The organism is Segatella oris, assembly GCF_900637655.1.
Classification (GTDB): Bacteria; Bacteroidota; Bacteroidia; order Bacteroidales; family Bacteroidaceae; genus Prevotella; species Prevotella oris.
Genome location: NZ_LR134384.1, coordinates 2,892,501 through 2,913,505, shown reverse-complemented (window position 1 = coordinate 2,913,505; position 21,005 = coordinate 2,892,501). Strand labels below are relative to the sequence as shown.

The 21,005-nt window shown below is 45.4% G+C and carries 16 protein-coding genes, 2 tRNA genes, 2 rRNA genes and 1 pseudogene (1 of these 21 only partly in view); 10 read left to right on the top strand and 11 right to left on the bottom strand.

The window, feature by feature from the left end; translation table 11 throughout:
• Nucleotides 1-303 precede the first annotated feature (303 nt).
• From glpC to glpA, 3 genes are read right to left on the bottom strand one after another with little or no spacing between them, the layout of a single operon-like run.
• Complete coding sequence (gene glpC, locus EL210_RS12295; protein ID WP_026285964.1) at nucleotides 304-1,557, bottom strand: anaerobic glycerol-3-phosphate dehydrogenase subunit GlpC; 1,254 nt, start codon at nucleotides 1,555-1,557, stop codon at nucleotides 304-306.
• Nucleotides 1,558-1,561: 4 nt separating this feature from the next.
• Nucleotides 1,562-2,806 carry a glycerol-3-phosphate dehydrogenase subunit GlpB gene (gene glpB, locus EL210_RS12290; RefSeq protein ID WP_018920617.1) on the bottom strand — a complete coding sequence of 415 codons (1,245 nt, stop codon included), beginning with the start codon at nucleotides 2,804-2,806 and terminating at the stop codon, nucleotides 1,562-1,564.
• Nucleotides 2,803-4,425 carry an anaerobic glycerol-3-phosphate dehydrogenase subunit A gene (glpA, locus tag EL210_RS12285; RefSeq protein ID WP_018920618.1) on the bottom strand — a complete coding sequence of 541 codons (1,623 nt, stop codon included), beginning with the start codon at nucleotides 4,423-4,425 and terminating at the stop codon, nucleotides 2,803-2,805. Before glpA ends, glpB begins: the two co-directional genes overlap by 4 nt.
• Nucleotides 4,426-5,662: 1,237 nt before the next feature.
• On the opposite strand from glpA, the gene EL210_RS12280 reads away from it, so the two are divergent.
• Genes EL210_RS12280 through EL210_RS12270 form a run of 3 tightly spaced genes read left to right on the top strand, consistent with a single transcriptional unit; the run spans nucleotide 5,663 to nucleotide 8,367 of the window.
• Complete coding sequence (locus tag EL210_RS12280; protein WP_004378012.1) at nucleotides 5,663-6,454, top strand: DeoR/GlpR family DNA-binding transcription regulator; 792 nt, start codon at nucleotides 5,663-5,665, stop codon at nucleotides 6,452-6,454.
• Between the two features lie 28 nt (nucleotides 6,455-6,482).
• Nucleotides 6,483-7,682, top strand: a complete 1,200-nt coding sequence (locus tag EL210_RS12275) for a 1-acyl-sn-glycerol-3-phosphate acyltransferase (RefSeq protein WP_018920619.1) — start codon at nucleotides 6,483-6,485, stop codon at nucleotides 7,680-7,682.
• A 7-nt stretch (nucleotides 7,683-7,689) separates the two neighbouring features.
• Complete coding sequence (locus EL210_RS12270; protein ID WP_018920620.1) at nucleotides 7,690-8,367, top strand: NigD1/NigD2 family lipoprotein; 678 nt, start codon at nucleotides 7,690-7,692, stop codon at nucleotides 8,365-8,367.
• An 85-nt stretch (nucleotides 8,368-8,452) separates the two neighbouring features.
• On the opposite strand, the gene EL210_RS12265 is transcribed toward EL210_RS12270, so the two are convergent.
• The 5 genes from EL210_RS12265 to EL210_RS13650 form a co-directional block, all read right to left on the bottom strand.
• Nucleotides 8,453-10,135 carry an AMP-binding protein gene (locus tag EL210_RS12265; protein WP_018920621.1) on the bottom strand — a complete coding sequence of 561 codons (1,683 nt, stop codon included), beginning with the start codon at nucleotides 10,133-10,135 and terminating at the stop codon, nucleotides 8,453-8,455.
• An 11-nt stretch (nucleotides 10,136-10,146) separates the two neighbouring features.
• Nucleotides 10,147-10,701 (bottom strand): helix-turn-helix domain-containing protein, encoded by a 555-nt coding sequence (locus tag EL210_RS12260; RefSeq protein WP_004373888.1) that lies wholly within the window; start codon nucleotides 10,699-10,701, stop codon nucleotides 10,147-10,149.
• Nucleotides 10,702-10,877: 176 nt separating this feature from the next.
• Nucleotides 10,878-11,093, bottom strand: coding sequence for a PspC domain-containing protein (locus tag EL210_RS12255; protein ID WP_004373889.1), 216 nt, complete (start codon nucleotides 11,091-11,093; stop codon nucleotides 10,878-10,880).
• 141 nt (nucleotides 11,094-11,234) lie between these two features.
• Nucleotides 11,235-11,708 (bottom strand): arginine repressor, encoded by a 474-nt coding sequence (locus EL210_RS12250; protein ID WP_004373895.1) that lies wholly within the window; start codon nucleotides 11,706-11,708, stop codon nucleotides 11,235-11,237.
• 421 nt (nucleotides 11,709-12,129) lie between these two features.
• Complete coding sequence (locus EL210_RS13650) at nucleotides 12,130-12,318, bottom strand: hypothetical protein (protein ID WP_018920623.1); 189 nt, start codon at nucleotides 12,316-12,318, stop codon at nucleotides 12,130-12,132.
• Between the two features lie 133 nt (nucleotides 12,319-12,451).
• Here EL210_RS13650 and EL210_RS12245 point away from each other — a divergent pair, with 133 nt between their 5' ends.
• From EL210_RS12245 to EL210_RS13945, 3 genes and pseudogenes are all read left to right on the top strand, one after another.
• Complete coding sequence (locus EL210_RS12245) at nucleotides 12,452-14,212, top strand: alpha-1,3-galactosidase-related protein (protein WP_026285966.1); 1,761 nt, start codon at nucleotides 12,452-12,454, stop codon at nucleotides 14,210-14,212.
• Between the two features lie 340 nt (nucleotides 14,213-14,552).
• Nucleotides 14,553-15,239, top strand: coding sequence for a histidine phosphatase family protein (locus EL210_RS13950; RefSeq protein ID WP_018920625.1), 687 nt, complete (start codon nucleotides 14,553-14,555; stop codon nucleotides 15,237-15,239).
• Nucleotides 15,182-16,150: pseudogene (locus EL210_RS13945) on the top strand (GH92 family glycosyl hydrolase); the annotation flags it as partial. The gene EL210_RS13950 and the pseudogene EL210_RS13945, both read left to right, overlap by 58 nt.
• Before the next feature lie 166 nt (nucleotides 16,151-16,316).
• Here EL210_RS13945 and EL210_RS12230 read toward each other — a convergent pair.
• From EL210_RS12230 to EL210_RS13705, 3 genes are all read right to left on the bottom strand, one after another.
• Nucleotides 16,317-16,964, bottom strand: a complete 648-nt coding sequence (locus EL210_RS12230; RefSeq protein WP_018920627.1) for a DUF4923 family protein — start codon at nucleotides 16,962-16,964, stop codon at nucleotides 16,317-16,319.
• Between the two features lie 24 nt (nucleotides 16,965-16,988).
• On the bottom strand, nucleotides 16,989-17,723 hold the full coding sequence (locus tag EL210_RS12225; RefSeq protein WP_026285967.1) for a Bax inhibitor-1/YccA family protein: 735 nt from the start codon (nucleotides 17,721-17,723) through the stop codon (nucleotides 16,989-16,991).
• Nucleotides 17,724-18,235: 512 nt separating this feature from the next.
• A complete protein-coding gene (locus EL210_RS13705) occupies nucleotides 18,236-18,412 on the bottom strand; it encodes a hypothetical protein (protein WP_197721029.1) in 177 nt (58 codons plus the stop codon).
• Nucleotides 18,413-18,533: 121 nt separating this feature from the next.
• Between EL210_RS13705 and EL210_RS12210 the strand changes: the two genes are divergently transcribed.
• From EL210_RS12210 to EL210_RS12195, 4 genes are all read left to right on the top strand, one after another.
• Nucleotides 18,534-20,065 (top strand): 16S ribosomal RNA (locus tag EL210_RS12210).
• 267 nt (nucleotides 20,066-20,332) lie between these two features.
• Nucleotides 20,333-20,406, top strand: a tRNA-Ile gene (locus tag EL210_RS12205).
• Between the two features lie 150 nt (nucleotides 20,407-20,556).
• Nucleotides 20,557-20,630 (top strand) — tRNA-Ala (locus EL210_RS12200).
• A 229-nt stretch (nucleotides 20,631-20,859) separates the two neighbouring features.
• A 23S ribosomal RNA gene (locus EL210_RS12195) occupies nucleotides 20,860-21,005 on the top strand; it runs 2,759 nt beyond the window's last position.
• Together the 16S and 23S rRNA genes with 2 tRNA genes alongside form the textbook arrangement of a ribosomal RNA operon.

Below are 21,005 nucleotides of genomic sequence, written 5' to 3'. Positions count from 1 at the left end.
TAACTATGTGCCTGTCTCTAATTGTCTGATAATCAACGAGGTATGAACTCAAATTCAGTGGTTTCCTGATTTGACGCATTTGAGCTTCTGATTTGACGCAGATGAGCCGCTGATTTGACGCATTTTACCCCGTCATTTGACGCAAATCACAGCGTCATTTGATGCAAGTTGAAATGTATGATGTAAGCCGTTGAAATTCAACGAGATATAAATTCGCTGACAATGCCTGCCTGATGAGGTTGCCACACTTATACCCTTGTGGGGGTGATTGACGGCGTAAGGAACTTCAGAAGGCCATGGTTTTCAGGCATTGAGCTGTTGGGTGGCCTCTACATCAAGGGCTTCGGCAATGAGAGAGATTGGGTTAATGACCTTGTATTGGGTTGACATCTCAATCTGCCACTTGCAAGTTTCGCAGTCGGTAGAAACACAATCGGGAGCAACTTTATTGATGTTGTCGAACAGACTCTCGCCAATCTTCTGCGAACGCTCGTAGTTTTCTTTCTTGAAACCATAGGTTCCGGCTATTCCGCAGCACTGACTTTCGAGCATGATCAGGTCGAGTCCTGGAATCATTTTCAGCAGTTCAGTGCTGTAGATGACCCATCCCATGCGCTCCATGTGGCATGCTGTGTGATAAGCAACCCTTTTTTGAAAGTCCTTTCTAAAGGAGAGACGTATCTTCCCGTTGCTGATGAGATTGTAAAGGAAGCGAGTTGCCAGCATCAGACTGCCTCTCACGTCTTCGTTGTCAATTTCAAGGAGGTGCTTATATTCGTCACGCATGGTGAACGTACAGGTCGAACTGGTCGTCACAATGGCTTCATCGTTGTTCTTGATAGATTGCCGCATGGCATTCATATTAGCCTCTCCTTGCCGCTTTGCCTGTTTGGAAAGGCCGTTGGCAATAAGTGCAACGCCGCAACATTTCTCCTTTTCAAGCAGATGAACGCCGTATCCGCAGGCATTTAATATCTTTACCAAGTCCTTGCCGAGCTGTGGATAGTTGTAGTTGACATAGCAACCGTGGAAGTAACTCACAAACTTTGAGAATGCTTTCTGCTTGTCGGCAGCTTCTTTCTTGAACCAGGTTTCAAACTTCTGACTGCTGTATGCGGGGAAAGTTCGGTGCTTGTCAACGCCCATTACCGAATGAAGAACCATCTTTGCAGGCTTCAGTCCCAATGAGAAATTCACCACCGGAGCCACCATAGTAGCCATTGTTCCGACGAAATCTGTATTGGCAAGCATGCGATCACGCAGCGAAGGACTATGCGTACTGTATTTGATGCGGGCCTCTTGGATGATGTCTCCAATCTTCACTCCATTTGGACAGGCAACCTCACAGCGCTTGCAATTGAGACACATCTTCAGGTTCTCATTGAAGAAATCAGCGTCTTTCATGCGGTAACGCATAAGGTCTGGCCCCGCATGTTTCGGCCCGGGATATTTCGGTTCGACAGCCGAAACAGGGCAATATACCGTGCAAATGGAACATTTCATACATTGTTCCAATTCATGTTGGCTGATATTTTTAAGTTGTATTCTGGCTTGCATAGTGTTATTTATTTAGGATATGGTGTGCCACAGCGATAGCCGTGAGCATGGATACTCCCGTGCCGTTGGCTTGCTTGATGCTGTTGTTACCGCTCAAAACAGAGCCAATGGCAAAGAGATTCTCTATGGTCTTTCCGTCTTTTATCGTGTGGAAATCATCGTCAGTCTTTACGCCAAACGCCATATATTGCTGTTCATCGAAGAGATATTCTGATGTCCACTGTTCGCGGTTTTCAGTAGCTTCTACGTCAAGATTGAAGACAGGTTCACTCACCTTGAGATAGTTGGAAACGAGTCCCCCGCTGATAAATGAGCCTGTGGCCAATACATATTGGTCGGCCGTAAGGCATGTTTCTTCTAACTTCTCGGTTGTGATGGCCGTGAGTCTGCCGTCTTCAAAAATGCCATTGTCTACCGTGTCGCTGTTCAAAATCACTGCTCCCTGCTCTTGAATGAAAGCACGTAGCTTGTTCTGGATATATATACCGGGTACCGAAGGAGGCATGGTTGCCACGAATTCTATAGGCGTATGAATGGATTTGCGCAGCAATTTGACCGCATCATCACTGGTCAGTCCCAGCACAGCAGGCAACAAAACCGCATCGAAGTCGGTGGCAATGCGGTTGATTTCGCGGGCAACATCGGTTACATGCTGTGGCTTACTGAGATATTTGGCGATGTTGGTGGCACGCATCTCTGTAGGACTTTCACGGGCGAACTCTAATTCCTTGGTGGTGAAAGTGGCTTCTTTCACGTCGGCTCCCATCGTCTGCAAGCTGTCTGAAAGATAGGGAACGGGCCAGTCTAAAAAGCCTTCTATGTTGGCCAAAAGCAGCTTCTTGCCCTTCAACTCCTCTGCAGTTTCAAGGGTAAGAAGGTTTTCGAGGGTGAGCCATGCAGGTTGTGTTGTGCCGATAGGAGATAGGCGAAGATGGTTCTTTTCCTTGTTCCCTTTCAGTTTCAAGCCTGCTTCTGCAAGCAGGTTCTCGGCTTCTTCGATATAGGTTTCAAGCTTTTCGCCCTCGATTTTGCGGTAGGGGTGGCCCTCATCTAATTGCTTTATCGCTTCCAAAGGCTTCTCTACAGCCTCTCCCTTGTTGCATCCTAACAGTTCAAATGAGCCGGAATTGAAGTGCAAAGTACTTTGTCCGGCCGTCACAAGCCCCACTTTATGACCGCTTTTGACGAGCATGGCGGCACAAGTCAATCCACTAAGACCGCCACCTATTATTATTGTATCGAATTTCATCTTGCAATCTCCTTTCCTTTTCCAGTCCTCTGGTTCAGTCCGCAGAGGCCTTCGTAGACCATAGACATGAGTTGTGACTCCTTCAAAGTATCTCCCCAAGCCACCGGGCGCATGCCTTTCCAGCGCTCAGCCATTACAGAAGCAAGGTCAGCCTGGCTTTTCTTGGCATCTGTTTGGGTAAGATTGCAGAGTACACATGCGGCACGACAGGCGCAAAGTGTGCCCTGACAGGTACCCATACTGACGCGAGTGCGACGGCGCATATTAATGAGATTCTTCACATGAAGCTTGTCGACAGCATACTTCATCTCGCCAACGCTCACCTCTTCGCATTCACAAACCAATGCCTTATCCATGATTGTATCGGCCGGGATGAGCGAAGTCAGCGTGCCATGGCGCCCTTCTTCGGCGAGCCGTTCTGTCGAAAGACCTTTCTTTGAGCATTTTTCTTCCGAGCCGGGTAATGGCTTTTCTGCGGTTTCGCAGGCCTTGTTGACTCCCAACTTCTTGCATGCGAGGTCGGTTGCAAGCTCTGCCATGAGCCTGTAAGTCATCATCTTGCCGCCCGTTATCGTGATGAAGCCGCCTAATCCGTCGCGTTTTTCGTGGTCAAGCAACACGATACCTCGGCTGATATTACGCCCGGAGGGGTCGTTGTCGGCGGCAACAAGCGGACGAACACCGGCATAAGCCCGCAGAATTCGGGTCGTTGCAAGCGCCGGTGCAAGTTTTTCGCCTTCGCTAATCAATATATCTACTTCTTCAGGAGTAACCTTCAGATGGTCTATAACGTCGTAGGAGACGCGGTCACTGGTCGTTCCAATCACGCAAACTGCATCGTCGGGAACGAGAATATCGGCATTGGCCGGCTTGCGACATCGGTTGATAACCATCTGATTGACACGGTGTCCGAAGATGAGTAATGAGCCTTTTGCGGGGAACATATTCAATGGAACATCGGCCATTTCAGCAATCAAGTGCCCCCAGATGCCTGCAGCATTGATCGTAAGTTGGGCGTGGGCTTCCCGCATTTCGCCTGTGATGTTGTCGCGCATCACGACACCTTCCACTCTGCCATTGTTGATGATGAGTCGTGTTACCTCGTGATAGGTGAGCACAGTTGCGCCATGCAAACGTGCATCGAGTACGTTGGCAGCAGTCAATCTGAATGGATCTATCGAGGCATCTGGCACTCTAACCGCACCAATCAGCGTTGGGTTGACTGCCGGTTCCAATCGGATGGCCTCTTTCGGGTCAATAATATCAGCGCGAATACCTGCATTTCGGCACGCATCTACAAAGGTTTGCTGATACAGAATGTCGTCTTCGGGCAGCGTAATGAACAGACCGTCGGTCTCTTCTACGCAATGACGCGCAATCTTTCGCAGTGTCATGTTCTCCTGAATGCACTCTGTTGCCGACTCTCTGTCGGTCACTGCATAGCGCGCTCCACTGTGCAAGAGACCGTGGTTGCGCCCGGTTGCACCATTGGTCAAATCGTATTTCTCAACGAGAAGCACCTTCAGTCCTCGCATGGCACAATCTCTTGCCACACCAGCTCCGGTGATTCCGCCGCCGATAACGATTACATCATAGGTTGTATGTTGTTCTTTATTCATAGTTTTGGATAGGAAATAGAGTTTCGTCTGTATCGTATGGTTTTATAGCTCTTATTCACTCATGATGTCTTTTGTATGATATTGAAAAGCTTTCATAACGCAACAAAAATAGTTTTTATTTCTGGTAATTCAAAACTTACGCCTGTATTTGCTGTTTATTTAACTTTTATTACGCATTAAATAGCTTAATTTTATTTTATTTACTGTACTATCGACTGAATTCCTTAAATTGAATTAATCTTGTTTTGAAGAATATATTGATTTGTGAAGATATTTAGTTTTGAAACGAAGATATATCTAATGGAGAATAAATAAAAAAGAAAATAATGTTTCGTTATGAAATAAATGCAGGATGATTTGCAGGATGTGAGATGATGAACTGTTTTTGAATGCGGTTTAAGATGTGGCAGATTGCAGTTTAATTGATGCTGAAGAATATGATGCCTTACATTTTCTTTGAGCGGAAAAGAAATATAAGAGGCACGTCATGGCAGGGTTGTCGCAGGCCTCTTCGCAGCAGGTCTCCGTGCATATTCGCCTTTGGCAAGATATATGTTAATTCTTATCACAAACATTTACAATTTGAGTTATCAAACTTGTAAATTCAAGAAGGAACTCTTTCTCGCTCCAAATATGTGCTGAAATTCGGAAGTTTGTAATTTATTGACAATCAGATGATTGTGAAACTAAACACAAAAGATGAAATGAAATTACGTTGAAATTCACTGCAATTTGCGTCAAATCACCTTGCTATCTGCATGAAGTTATGATGTAATCTGAGTCAGAAAGCATGGTAAAGTGACTGAGATTGCAACGCAAGAAGATAAAAATGAGATGGTCGAAGCTGTGCAAGGGCTGTACATCGGCATTGAAAACGGATTTTTATTTCTATTTGGTGGCTCCATGAAGTGTTAAATTTGAGCAAGAATGTTTACAGTGAAAAGCGTGTTAAAGCAGTTCTCTTTTGCTGTAAAATAAGGCTGTGACGCAGTATGTAGCATCGTTGTTGAGGCCCTTTTTCAAAGCAAGGGAAGGATAGGAAGAGTGAGCAAATCATGCAACTGCCTGTGGTTCATACTGCAGGCGATTGCAATCTATGTTTCAGCGTGTGGCTATGTGGGCGCGTGTTGTTAGTTAATAATTTGTTAAAACATATGCTCGCGTGAACCAATATAAAAGAAAAGGTCTATCTTTGTATAGTTATCTCAAATGGATAATCAGATTAAATTTTCAGCCAATGACTAAGGAAGAGCGCCACACCTCGATTTTAGAACAACTTTTGAAACAGGGTTCTGTGCAGGTTTCTGAACTGGCAGAATTGCTTGATGTGTCGTCTGTAACCATTCGTAAAGACCTTACCGAGTTGGAAAAAGGCGGTAAACTGTATCGCAGTCACGGTAAGGCTATCCTCATTAATCCTTTTGCCAACAACCGTTCGGTCAACGAGAAAGAGAGCTTGAACGCTGAAGAGAAGCAGCTTATCGGTATGGAAGCGGCCCAACTTGTCGTGCCTTGTGACTCTATTCTCTTGGCTTCGGGCACTACAATCCATGCTTTGGCCCGCAATCTGCACACAAGTGGCAAGCTGATGGCAGTCTCAGCATCGCTTCAGGCCACGGAGTTGCTGGCCCAGAATGAGAACATCGACATCATACAATTGGGCGGAGTAGTGCGCCATAGCAGTCTTTCCGTGGTGGGAGAGTATGCAGAAAGAATTCTTGACAGCTGCTCGTTCAGTAAGTTTTTCTTGGGAGTTGACGGCATAGATCTTGACTTTGGCATTTCAACTACCGACATGCGCGAGGCTGAACTCAACCGCAAGATGATACGTACGGCACAGAAAACCGTTGTACTTGCAGACTCCAGCAAGTTTGGCCGACGTGGTTTTGCGCGTATTTGTGGTATGGATGACGTTGATACTATTATCACTGACAACCATGTTTCGCCTGCTGTTGCCCGCTCCATTGAGGAACTTGGCATCGAACTTATTATCGCCGGAGCTTCTGTTTCAGGGCTTCAGCACATTTAACGACGTTTAATTTAAAGACAAACATATTATGAAAATCCCAGCAGAGTTTGATTGTATCAGACCTTTTGAACCCGAGGAATTACCCGAGGTTTACGACAGGTTATTGAGTGATTCTCAATTCCAGAAGGTCTTGGCTTACCTTTATCCCGGTGTGCCACTCGACAATATTGCTGCCAAGATGCGTGCATGCAAGACGAATCTTGAATTCCAAAAGGCATTCTGTTACCCCTTCCTGCAGCAGTTAGTCGTTAAGCAGAGCTTGGGTTGTGACATGGATGCCTATAACATCAACATCAAGAACCGCTACACTTTTGTGAGCAATCATCGTGATATCGTGCTTGATTCGGCTTTCCTTGATAAGCTGTTGATTGATGTGGGCTTTGATACTACCTGTGAAATCGCCATTGGTGACAACCTGCTGACACTGCCTTGGGTGAAAGATCTTGTGCGTGTGAACAAGTCGTTTACCGTTGAACGGGCCCTTCACTCTGTGGAGATGTTGAAGGCAAGCAAGCGCATGTCAGAGTATATCCACTTTGCCATTAACGTGAAAAATGAGAATGTTTGGATAGCACAACGACAGGGACGTGCCAAGAATTCAAACGACCTTACGCAGCCTGCTATCCTGAAAATGATGGCCATGGGTGGCGAGGGAACCATCATTGAGCGTCTGACGCAGCTCCATATCGTGCCGCTTTCTATCTCTTATGAATATGATCCATGCGACTATCTCAAGGCCCGTGAGTATCAATTGCGGCGTGATGTGCCCTTCTGGAAGAAGACTGCAGAGGACGATATCGAAAGTATGATGACGGGTATCAAGGGCTTCAAGGGACATATTCACTATGAATGTGCACCGTGTATTGACGACTGGTTACAGACCGTTGACCAAGAACAACAGAAGAATAAGCTCTTTGATGAGATTGCAACGCATATTGATACGGAGATCCATCGCTGTTATCGTATGTATCCATGTAACTACATTGCGCTCGACATGATACAGGATACGAAGATGTATACCGACCATTATACGGAGACCAATCGTAAGGAGTTTGAGGATTATGTGCTTGGACAGTTGGATAAGATTGATATCGAAAACAAGGACGAACGCTATCTGCGGGCCTGCTTGTTGAGTCAGTATGCTTATCCTGCAAAGAACTATCTGGCCGCCATCAACGGCAATGGCAAGCTGAAGTCGCTGCTCAATCATCTTCCATTCCGCAAGTAAGCCGCGCATGAAAGGCTTCAGTTTCTTGCGAATATCATTCGAGACACTCATCATGGGCCTTATGATGAGTGCCTGTTCTCATGACAGTTATGAGAGCGGTGACGGCAGAGACTCTTATCTTCGGGCTGATTTTGTTGAGGCACATACGGCTTCTGCCCATGAAATCTCAAGTGCAGTTACCGACGAGGGCGACTCTCTTGTGCTCTCTCCAAGACTTCAGGTAGAGTGGGCTAAGCAGGCAAATGCAACCTATCGTGGCTTGCTTTATTACAATAAAGTGATTGGAAAACCGACTGAAGCCATACGGTTGGTGCCGGTTCCTGTGCTGTCTTGGCATCCGATTACTAAGTTCCGTGAGGTTCATACCGACCCCGTTATCTTTGAAAGTGCATGGCTAAGCAGTAATCATCGCTATGTTAATATTGGCTTTTCCGTGAAAACGGGGGCGAAAACAGAGGGAATGAAAGGCCATACTTTTGGCTTGATAGCTACTGACAGCTTGGTAACGGATGGAAAAATCCGCCGACTTGACCTCACACTCTACCATGACCAAGGAGGTATGCCACAGTATTATTCAAGCCGAGGCTTTATCAGTGTCCCGCTTTCTCGACTGCCGAAAGGTTGTATAATCAATCTTCGTGTCAACAGTTATAAAGGGAGAATCTATAAGAGTTTCAATATCTGAGGGGCTGTTTGTAAAGGGAATGGCCTCGTAGAAAATGGAAAATGTGGAATGACAGATGAGCATCAATTCCACATTTTCCTTGATTTTATGGCTTCTTTTGATTGTCTTTTTCGCGAATTTCAACGCGCCTGATCTTTCCGGAGATAGTCTTTGGCAGCTCATCTACAAACTCAATGACTCGCGGATACTTATAAGGTGCGGTCTCATGCTTTACATGATTCTGCAGTTCTTTCACGAGATTGTCGTCTGCTTTGGCCTTATATTCAGCGGCAAGAACGACAGTAGCCTTGACAATCATACCGCGGATAGGGTCGGGAACGCCTGTAATGGCACATTCAACAACGGCAGGATGCGTCATCAGTGCATTCTCAACTTCGAATGGGCCAATGCGATAACCCGAGCTTTTGATAACATCATCCGTGCGACCTACAAACCAGAAGTAACCTTCCTCATCGCGCCATGCCATGTCACCTGTATGATAAATGCCGTCGTGCCAAGCCTCTTTGGTCTTTTCTTCATCGCGATAATAACCTTTGAACAAGCCGAGTGGCTTCTTGTCGCCTATGCGGATGCAGATCTCTCCCTTTTCACCGTCTTCGCATTCCGTACCGTCTTGGCGCAGCAGTCGCACGTCGTATTGCGGGTTTGGCTTTCCCATTGAACCGGGTTTTGGCTTCACCCAGGGGAAAGTTCCAAGTGTCATTGTGGTCTCAGTCTGGCCAAATCCCTCGTAAATGGTAATGCCGGTGAGTTCCTTAAACCTATTTGCTACCGATGGATTCATGGCTTCTCCTGCCGTAGTACACCATTCAAGACTGCTCAAATCGTATTTAGAGAAGTCTTCACGGATTATGAAACGATAGATGGTTGGCGGTGCACAGAACGATGTAATGTGGTATTTCTCGATCTGTTGCATAATCTTTTCGGCCGTGAATTTCTCGTGATCATACACAAAGACGGTTGCTCCTGCAAACCATTGTCCATAGAGTTTGCCCCAAACGGCCTTGCCCCAACCCGTATCAGCGACTGTAAGATGCAGGCTGTTTGCATGGAGATTGTGCCAATATACACCCGTTGTGAGGTGCCCCAAAGCGTAGAGGAAGTCGTGAGCAACCATTTTTGGTTCGCCACTTGTACCGCTGGTGAAGTACATCAACATTGTATCTTCGTTGGTGTTCACGTTCTCCGGGCGCACAAAGGCAGGTGCTTTATCCCATTCTTCGCGCCAATCATGGAAACCTTTCGGTACAGGTTTGTCTGTTTCCGACAGGGCATTAACGGCCACCAAAGCTTTCACTGTGGGGCTTTCCGCCATGGCCTTGGCAATCTGTTCGGTGATATATTCGTCGTTGGCACAGATGATAACCTTTACACTTGCACTCTGATTGCGATACACGATGTCGTGAGCTGTCAGCATATGTGTAGCGGGAATAGCTATTGCCCCAATCTTACAAAGGGCCATCATAGATAGCCACCACTGATAATGACGCTTCAAAATGAGCATCACTTTGTCGCCATGTTTGATGCCAAGCTGCATGAAATAAGCAGCTGTTTGGTCGGTTTGTTCCTTGAATTCCCTATAGGTTGTGCTCACTTCTTCGCCCCGTTCACTGGCCCAGAGCAGTGCAACTTTGTCGGGTTCTTCCGTTGCCCAAGCATCCATTACATCATAAGCGAAGTTGAAATTCTCGGGTATTTTGAAATGCAGATGCCGTGCATAGTCTTCCTCCGAAGTAAAGCTTGTCTGCGTTAAAAATCGTTCTAACATAAGTCTCTCTTTTAATTTACTACACATAAAAACTTGGCTGGCTTCCCATTCAGGGCGTTCATGCAATGTGGAATGGTTGCATCGAAATAGATGCAATCGCCTTTTTTCAGCACAAGTACTTTGTCGTCAATCGTCAGTTCCAGTGTTCCTTCGAGGATATAATCCACTTCTTGACCGTCATGCGTATTCTTGCTGTATCGCTTCCCGGCCGGGAGTGGGTCGACAACCACGAGGAATGGGTCCATCTTTCGACCTCTGAAACCACCTGCCAAGGTCTGATATTGATATTTATCACCGCGGTCTATCTCCGGTCCTTGACCGTCACGAGTGAGATAGTAGCGGCTCATTCGCGGTTCTTCTCCAAAGAGAAGCACGTCAAGTGAAATGCCGTAGCGTTTTGATATCTTTGAAAGTCGGTATACAGAAGGGTCTGCTTCGCCCGCTTCTATCTTGAGATAATGGTCTAAGGAGATACCGCAAAGTTCGGCAACTTCCTCTGCAGGAATGTCAAGAACATCGCGAAGACCACGCAGGCGCTCGCCAATTTGTTTGATAGATTCTTCCATTTTTGAACGTTTTATTTATTTTCTTATTGCCAAAGTTACGAAAAGTTTTCTGACTGTTACTTTTTGTTTGGCTTTTATTTCGACATACTCTTAATAAACTAAAAAATGCTGCACAAACCCTATTTGTTTGTGCAGCATCTTGCCTTCTCATTTAATGTGTCAGCTATTATGCCTGCTTATATTTGTTCGTTTGTATCTTGTGGCATGCAAATCCACAGGATAATATAGGCTATGAAGCCTGGAAATCCCACGCTGCACAGCGTCAACAGCAGATAGGCGATGCGAAGCAATGCCGTATCCCAGCCCATATAAGCCGCTATTCCTCCTAATATTCCGGCAATCCATCTGTCAGATGAAGAGCGCACTAATCTTTTCCTATTTTCCATATGCATTTATTTTAATTTCTGTCTTATTATTCATAACTCATGCTTTAGACGCAACTCCGCATACAAGAAGTTGCAATTAAAGTTGAAAAAGATAGGGGTAAACATTTCTTAATGATGCATTATACATTATAAATTATGCGTCACTTTTTAATATCCCGGCATCAGTTGCCCCAGACTTTCGGTCACTTCTTCATGGCTTACGCCTTCCTTGATGACGATAACGATAGTGTCATCACCGGCAATAGTACCCAATATTTCGGGAAGATTGCTGGCATCTATGTTGTAAGCAATGCTGCTTGCATAGCCCGGGCGCGTCTTGATAATACCTATGTTGCCCGAGAAATTAATGGAAATAAAGCCGGGAGTCTGCAGCATTTCTAATGGAGAGATGGGCTTATGAATGCGCTTATACATGGTTTCATTAGGCAACACATAGACATATTTGCCGTTCATGCTGGCCGCTTTAGCTACTTTCAGTTGTTTCAGATCGCGGCTCAAAGTTGCCTGTGTCAAGGTGAAACCTTCTTTTCTCAGCGCTTGAAGCACCTCCTCCTGACTACTGAGTTCAGTGCTTGAGATAAGGACTTTCAACGCTTCTAATCTTCTTGTCTTTACTTTCATCTATCTGTATGTTTATTCGTTTTATGTCTGCAAAGTTATAAAATAGTGCAACTTTAACCAAATAAAAATACAAGAAATGCAGTCTTAAAATAAAGAATACAAAGCAATGAATGTGGAGTTAATCCATAATCACTTTGCCTAACCCTCGCATTTCAACATTCATGGTTCATGACATACATTATCTTCATGGCTTAAAATGACAGCAAGAAGCTCTCCCCTCCCTTGGGGAGGGGTCGGGGGTAGGTCTCTCTTATCTGTAAACTTCTTTCATCTTAGATTTGGAATCGCCTCTGAAAACCATTATCTTTGCCGTAGGGAAAGTGTGCAAGTGCTTTCCCTTTTTTCATGTTCTTCTGCAAATCATCGTGTCATCTATAGGAAAAGAGGCTATAATTTGCGTCAAATCATGGTGTAATCTGCGTCAAGTTACAAGATGTTCTGCATCATATTGCGTGCTGATATGACAGGCTTTAGCCGTTGAAGTGAATGAAAAGATGACTCGGTAAGCCTTTGTTGGTCTTCTCGGATAAAGCTTCTTGTAAACAAACTTGATTATTTTCTTAAAGTTTCTTAATGGTGTTTCTGCCTTGATTTGGCGGATGTTCTTCACTGCGTGAAGATAGTTCTTCGTGGAATATATCTCTCAAAACGGGGCGGATTATCAGATATAATGCTTATCTTTGCCCCATATCGTCACCTTTTTATTGGCGATGCACCTTGCATGAAAATACGAGACTTTACAGATGATGAAGGAGAATAGATTGCGTTTGTTGTTGAATGTATGCTTGTTTTTTATAACGATTTCTGCGCAGGCTGCACCCCATGATACGCTGTTTGTGGCCGATTATGGTGTGCATCCCAACACCAATGAAGACCAGACGGCACGTTTGCAAACCTTGATTGCCGACTGCAAGCGTTGGAAAAGCAAGGCTATTGTGTTTCAATCGGGGCGATATGACCTGTGGCCTACAGATGCAATGAGGCGCGAATATTACATTTCCAACACCTCTTCAGAAACAGAATGTCGTTCGAAAGTAAAGACGATAGGGCTGTTGTTCGAAGATATGAGCGGTCTAACCATTGAGGGAAATGATGCAACGCTGATGTTTCATGGCAAGATGACGATGCTTTCTTTTGCCCATTGCAAGGAGATGAGGTTGCAGAATATTCATTTTGACTTTGAAAGACCTGGCGGTTCGGAACTCACTTACCTTAAAGTTGATGCACATGGAGTAACGGCTCGCGTGCATCCCGACTCCAAATTTGCGATTGTCGAAGGGAAGATGATGTGGATAGGAGAGGGTTGGCGGACGAATACCCCGCATTGTATAGAGTATGATCCCACTAATAAACATTTTTATTATAGCCGTGGTTGGGACATTCTCTCACAGGCTAAGGTTGTTGAGTTGTCGCCAAATGTGGTGCATTTTGCAACGGATTTGGCTAAAGATTTCAAGGAGAACCACACGATTATGGTGCGCGATATCATTCGAGATCAGGTGGGAATGTTCTTGTTTGAAAGCCAAAATATCACGTTTTACAATGTAGGTGTGCACTATATGCATGGCTTGGGCATCGTAAGTCAGTATTGTCGAAACGTCAAGATGCTTCGGGTGAGATGTGAACCGCGTGAAAACAGCACGCGACTATTGGCATCTTCGGCCGATTTTATGCATTTCTCGGGCTGTAGCGGCAAGGTTGTGATTGATAGTTGCAGGTTTCTTGGTGCGCAAGATGACGGCATTAATGTGCATGGAACCAATTTGCAAGCCGTTGAAAGAGTTGATGATTATACGCTAAGATTGCGCTTCATGCATCCTCAAAGCTATGGTTTTTGTGCTTATTTTGCTGGCGATACGGTGGCCTTTGTGCGTCCTTCTACCATGCAACGCTATGCTGAAAACATCGTAAAGAAAGTACGAATGGAGTCGCCTCGAATCGTGGAAGTGGCGTTCATGCGCCCCATTCCTAGAGATGTTCGATTGCAAAGTGATTGCGTAGAGAACCTCAGTTGTACGCCTGAAGTGGCCATTCGGCATTGTTTTTTCTCTCGAACCAGCACGCGTGGTACGCTTGTTACCACACCTCGGCGAGTGATTATCCGTGATAACACCTATTGTTATACGGGCATGAGTGCCATTCTTATAGAGGGCGATGCTGCTGGTTGGTATGAGTCGGGGCCTGTAAAGGATGTGATTATTGAAAACAACAAGTTTATAGATTGTGCCTATAATGGTGGCCCTTCACGTGCCGTTATCGCCTTAAATCCTTCGAATACGGTTATTGATGCACGTAGACCTGTGCATCAGAATGTACGTATAATCAATAACTTCTTCGTCACTTCGGGTAATCCTTTGCTGTATGCCAAGAGCACTTCACAGTTAGTTTTCAAAGGCAATGAGGTGAAGATAGAGTCCCCTTCCTCGCTGGTTGGGAATAAATGGGTTGTTCTTGAGGGTTGCAGTAAGGTGACTATCAAGGGAAACAAGTTCTTGGAACCATAGCAATAAGGAAGTTGATCATTAGGCATTATTTATTTCTTAGTCCTAATTTCGGAGCATGTATTATGCAGAAATGATATCGTTTTTGCATCGTTTTCTGTGACTTTTTTATTTATAAGTGTATTAAAAATAAGAGATAAATTCTATAAATAGAGATTTATCTATATCCTGTTTTGTTGGAAATAGGAATATTCTAAATAGAGTTTTAGAAATAAGAAATGTCTTATTATGTTTTAGATGAGATTGTAAATGTAAAGGAAAAGAAGTATCTTTGCCTTTCATATAATCATTAGATGAAATTGAGAAGGTATAGAATATTACGAATTTAGATTTTAACTTATCTTTGGTTGATGGATATAAAAGTGCATCTCAGATAGCAAGAGTCCTAACAGAGGATTGGTTTGCTCATAAGAGTCCTGAACTCAAGGCATGGCAGAAGACCGTCAATCCACCGCGTCGTTTGGGCAATGAACGATTTATTTCTGCTCTTTTCAAGGATCCGACAAAGGTTGAAGATGCCGAGAAACTGATGACAGAACTGCATGCCGTTGCCTCAGATATGCAGGATGTGGGACTGAAACTCGATTTTTATCAGTTTTTTACGGAAGAGGAATTGCGTGATATTTACGAGCAGAATAATGAGCGGATGTGGCTTTGTAATGGGCAAGCTCCCGACAACTATGGGGTTACTCAGCGTTCGGCCGTAAGCCTTTGGCATAATATTGTGGCCGAAGTTAACCGTGCCTTGCAGGGCAAACCGACAGCTACATTGCGCTTTGGGCATGACACTCCACTTTATCGTTTGCTGGCTTTGTTGGGGCCTGACAACCTCTCTGATGAGCAAACAGACGAGATGGACAAGGTTATTCCTATGGCGGCCAACTTGCAGATGGTTTTTTATTATAATCCAGATAAGGAGGAGAAGCCATTAAAGCCACAGCAAGTTATCGTTAAGTTCATGCTCAACGAGCACGTAATCTTAATAAAGAAAAGGCCTACGAAGCCATGCGCAAGAATGCCTTTGAGATAGCAGATGCTGAAGCTTATAAGGACGGAAAGGGACGCCGTGCGATGCAGAGTTATCTGAAATATGGCTATATCCCGCTGAATGACAGTGTCATGGAAGCTTTCCATACGCATGAACAAGTGAGCCGGACTTTGGAATATGCCTATGATGATTATGCTGTTGCGCAGGCTGCAAAGGCCTTGGGGAATACTGATGACTACCGTGTTCTCATGGCAAGGGCACGCAATTGGCGGCATGTTATCAATCCTCGTATAGGATGGGCTGACGGCAGATGGGCCAATGGAAAATGGCTGAATAATAAGGATTTGACCACGCGTGTGAAGTTTATTACAGAAGGAACTGTGGCTCACTATACGTGGTATGTGCCCCATGATGTCTATGGATTGATGCAGGTGATGGGTGGAAAGAAGATATTTGCTGACCGACTTGACCGTATGTTCAGCGACAGCCTGTATTGGCATGGCAATGAACCTTGCCAGCAGATTCCTTATCTTTATGCGTATGTTGGACAGCCGTGGAAGACACAGCAGAGGGTAAAGACTATCCTTGATAATGAATATCTTGATGTGCCCGGTGGTCTTAGTGGCAATGATGATGCCGGACAAATGAGTGCATGGTACGTACTTTCGGCCTTAGGTTTCTATCCCGTATGTCCCGTTTCACCTTATTATATTATAGGGACCCCGACATTTGACGAGGCACATATCGGTCGTTTCACCATTAAGGCACATCATGTTTCGCATGAAAATATCTATATCCAGTCGGCAACTTACAATGGACAGCCTTACACGCACAACTACATTACGTATGAAATGTTGAAAGGAGACGGCGTGTTGGAATTTCAAATGGGGCTGAAACCCAATACGGAGTGGGGCAGCAAGACAGAAGATTGCCCGCCGGATTTGATGAAATGATAATCGTCTTTCCTAAAGAAATGGAGAATATCGCAGATGATGTCTTTGATATTCTCCATTTGATTTTATAATTCTTATCATGCAGAGGCTTGATAAGTCTTCGTGAATTTTTCTTCAACTTGTTTTCTTTCTCATTTTCAGAGGGTGGGAGAGAAAAGCTGTTTTCTTACCTTTTCATTTCAAATCCCATGCGTATTCCGTCATAGTTCTTGCTCAGTTCACCGACAGTTTGAATAGTGCTGTTGCCGCTGAGGACTGAAGCGGTCTGAAGAAGAGTCAGCAGTTTCTTCGACTCCATGAGATAACTCATGCCCTTTGTGGTGCGTTTTGCATATACAGGGAGAGTGAAGAACAAAGTCTTCATCATGATTTTCTGGTTACTGCTGTCGTAAGTCCATGTACCGTTGATGCTTCTTCCAAGGATGCGTCCACTGAAAGTTTTGTCGCTGTTAAAGGTCAGTTGGGTGTTATCGCGTCGAAGACCAATGGCCTTGTAGCTTTCGGTCAACTTCGTTTTTGCCTGGGCAGCAGCCACCTCTCCACCTGCTTTTGCCAAGGTGTTGTCGCTCGTGAAAGCTACTCCCGGCTCGCTGTAGTGCCATGTTCCGATGAGATCGCGTTCCGAAGGCTTGTCTATACCGAGCACACTGTTCAGCACATTGCCGATAGTGTTGGCGTTGCCCATACTGCCAAGAACCTCGCTCAAGATGTTCCCTCCTGTGTTATTGCTGCTGCCGTTGGTTGTAATGCCGCAGCTGCTTAGCATTAATGTCGTGGTCAGCACGCCTGCTGCCAGAATGATTTTTTTATTCATCACCGTGTTGTATATAGTTCTTCTTTAATTATCACGACCGAAAAGGCGCAGCAGATAGATAAACAAGTTGATGAAATCAAGGTATAAATCAAGTGCGCCACACAGTGCAATCTTCTGTGAAGTCTCGCTCATGTCGGGTGCAATTGCTAATTGACGCTTGATATTCTGGCTGTCCCAAATGGTCAAACCGACAAAGAGTAACACGCCTGCAATACTGATGATGAAGTCGAGCATGCTGCTCTTGAGGAATATGTTGGCCACCAATGCAATGATAAGTCCGTCTAACGCCATGAAAAGAAAACTTCCCCACTTGGAAAGATCTTTCTTGGTGAAGTAGCCGTATGCAGAAGTAACAGCGAAAGTTCCTGACGTGATGAAGAACGTTTTGATGATGGCTGTCGGTGCAAAGCGGATGAAGATGTATGACAGTGTGGCACCGTTGAGGGCTGCGAATGTGGCAAACATCAATGTTGTTGCAGCTAACGAGCGATTTTCCTTCCATATACTTCCACTGATTTTCCACACTAAAACTAACTCCGTTATAATCAATCCCCAGAACACTAATTGGTTGGTGTAAATCAGATATAACAGGTTTGGAGAGGTTGCAACGCCGTAAGCGACGATGCCACTGATGGCCAAAGCCAAAGTCATCCATAGATACACTTTGCGCATCAAGGCAGGAAATGCCTCTGAAAGCACCATGTCGTTTGTGCCATACTCCTGTTCTCTGATTCTTTCATTAAATTCTTTGAAATCCATATTCTTTACTGTTTTTGATAATAATCTGTTGTGTTTTGCTGAAAGCAGAGCTGTTTCTGCTTTGCCGAATGACGTCTTGTCATCTTTCGATGCAAAAATAATCTTTTCTTTTTCTATGTACAAATGTAATGCCATTTTAATTCCCCTCTTTAATAATCTTTAGCCTATTACTGTCTATATGATAGTGGAAAGTGTCGTGATTTGACGCAGATTGCGCTGTAACTTGATGCAGATTACCACGCAATCTGACGCAGATGACACGATAACTTGATGCAGATTACACGCTGTTTTGACGCAGATTGCAATGTCCCTGCAGGTCAGCGGCGCTGGCAGTCCTTTTATGTTTGTCTTTTACATTATATAATAAGGTGTAACATTTTCAGTGTAGATGGTTTGTAAGACAAAGTGAAATAAATTGAAGTTATTTCAAACATTTCTTTAAAAACATTTGGTGGTGAATGTTTTTTATCTTACCTTTGCACTCGCTTTTGAGAACTACGGTTCTCTCAGGCTCAGAAGAAGCGTTCTTTGAAAGGATTTACATAAACAGAGAAGTAGTACAAGAAGCAAGGCATGTAGCGATATGTGTCTTGGGTAGAATAAACGAACCGATCAATTCGAGCAGTGAAGTGATGGGAAGCGGGATAGTGAGCGATTGCTTTCCCTGTCTGTTGCTTTCTTGCTTTCAATTTGTTTTTTTACTATTAAATCAGGGAGATTCGTTCTGAACAGATTATTCATGGTATGAGCTTGGAGCCGAGACGGCTTTGCTGTCTTTTCTTTTTGCTTTTTACCTATCAAGCTTATTTTACAATGGAGAGTTTGATCCTGGCTCAGGATGAACGCTGGCTACAGGCTTAACACATGCAAGTCGAGGGGAAACGACGGGGAAGCTTGCTTCCCCGGGCGTCGACCGGCGCACGGGTGAGTAACGCGTATCCAACCTGCCTCTGACTGAGGGATAACCCGTCGAAAGTCGGCCTAATACCTCATGGCATCGTCTGCGGGCATCCAACGACGATTAAAGATTTCATCGGTCAGGGATGGGGATGCGTCTGATTAGCTAGTTGGCGGGGTAACGGCCCACCAAGGCTACGATCAGTAGGGGTTCTGAGAGGAAGGTCCCCCACATTGGAACTGAGACACGGTCCAAACTCCTACGGGAGGCAGCAGTGAGGAATATTGGTCAATGGGCGAGAGCCTGAACCAGCCAAGTAGCGTGCAGGATGACGGCCCTATGGGTTGTAAACTGCTTTTATGCGGGGATAAAGTGAGGGACGTGTCCTTCATTGCAGGTACCGCATGAATAAGGACCGGCTAATTCCGTGCCAGCAGCCGCGGTAATACGGAAGGTCCGGGCGTTATCCGGATTTATTGGGTTTAAAGGGAGCGTAGGCCGTGGATTAAGCGTGTTGTGAAATGCAGGTGCTCAACGTCTGCACTGCAGCGCGAACTGGTCCACTTGAGTGTGCGCAACGCAGGCGGAATTCGTCGTGTAGCGGTGAAATGCTTAGATATGACGAAGAACTCCGATTGCGAAGGCAGCTTGCGGGAGCACAACTGACGCTGAAGCTCGAAAGTGCGGGTATCGAACAGGATTAGATACCCTGGTAGTCCGCACGGTAAACGATGGATGCCCGTTGTCAGGCTGTTTCAGCCTGGTGACCAAGCGAAAGCATTAAGCATCCCACCTGGGGAGTACGCCGGCAACGGTGAAACTCAAAGGAATTGACGGGGGCCCGCACAAGCGGAGGAACATGTGGTTTAATTCGATGATACGCGAGGAACCTTACCCGGGCTTGAATTGCAGACGAAGGCTTCAGAGATGAAGCTGCCCTTCGGGGCGTCTGTGAAGGTGCTGCATGGTTGTCGTCAGCTCGTGCCGTGAGGTGTCGGCTTAAGTGCCATAACGAGCGCAACCCCTTTCTTCAGTTGCCATCAGGTGATGCTGGGCACTCTGTAGACACTGCCACCGCAAGGTGTGAGGAAGGTGGGGATGACGTCAAATCAGCACGGCCCTTACGTCCGGGGCTACACACGTGTTACAATGGCCGGTACAGAGAGTTGATTTTGTGCAAACACGATCTAATCCTTAAATCCGGTCCCAGTTCGGACTGGGGTCTGCAACCCGACCCCACGAAGCTGGATTCGCTAGTAATCGCGCATCAGCCATGGCGCGGTGAATACGTTCCCGGGCCTTGTACACACCGCCCGTCAAGCCATGAAAGCCGGGGGTGCCTGAAGTCTGTGACCGCAAGGAACGGCCTAGGGCAAAACCGGTGATTGGGGCTAAGTCGTAACAAGGTAGCCGTACCGGAAGGTGCGGCTGGAACACCTCCTTTCTGGAGACGGATTTCCTGCTGGTTGACGAGTTGACAGTAGACATGTTGACGAGTTGACAGCAAAGAGAGAAGTAATAAAGACGAAGGGAAACAGAATGGATAGGCAAGATATTCTTCCATTCTTCTTGTACTGCCGCACCTGTTTTTTGATATAGAGAAAAAGGAAGCCGGGCTATCCAAGCCCAGGTCTTGGACAGCAGCCAACCGGGATTCATGAGCATGAGCATGGAAATGATAATTATGCATTGTGCATCATGAACAGACCACAGTCCTATAGCTCAGTTGGTCAGAGCGCCACACTGATAATGTGGAGGTCGGCAGTTCAAGTCTGCCTGGGACTACTTCTTTAATTCATAATTCATAATTAATAATGCATAATCCAAACTAAAATTTGAGTTTTGCTTATTAATGGAACCTTGAATGATGAACACTCCAATCAAATGGTAATCATAATTATGCATCATGCATTAATCATTATGAATTACTACCTTGGGGGATTAGCTCAGCTGGCTAGAGCACCTGCTTTGCAAGCAGGGGGTCAACGGTTCGAATCCGTTATTCTCCACAGATGGACATCACCGTGCATGCTGAAGCGTGCATTCTGAGGTTTCCATACGATCTTTGACATATTGACACAAGCAAAAACTGTAAAGTAAACTAAGTTCAGTCTTAGAAATCAAATCGCAAGATGCGATTTCACTTGACAGCTGAAAGTATGAGCTTCAGAAGGTGAAGCCGGAGGAAGGCAGAGCAATGTATGTTGCTTCTTGTATCCCCGCTTTATCCTTCATAAGAAGAAAGTAAGAAAGGGCGTATGGCGGATGCCTAGGCTCACAGAGGCGACGAAGGACGTGATAAGCTGCGATAAGCCCCGGGTAGATGCAAATAATCTCTGATCCGGGGATTTCCGAATGGGACAACCCGGCCGTCTGAAGGACGG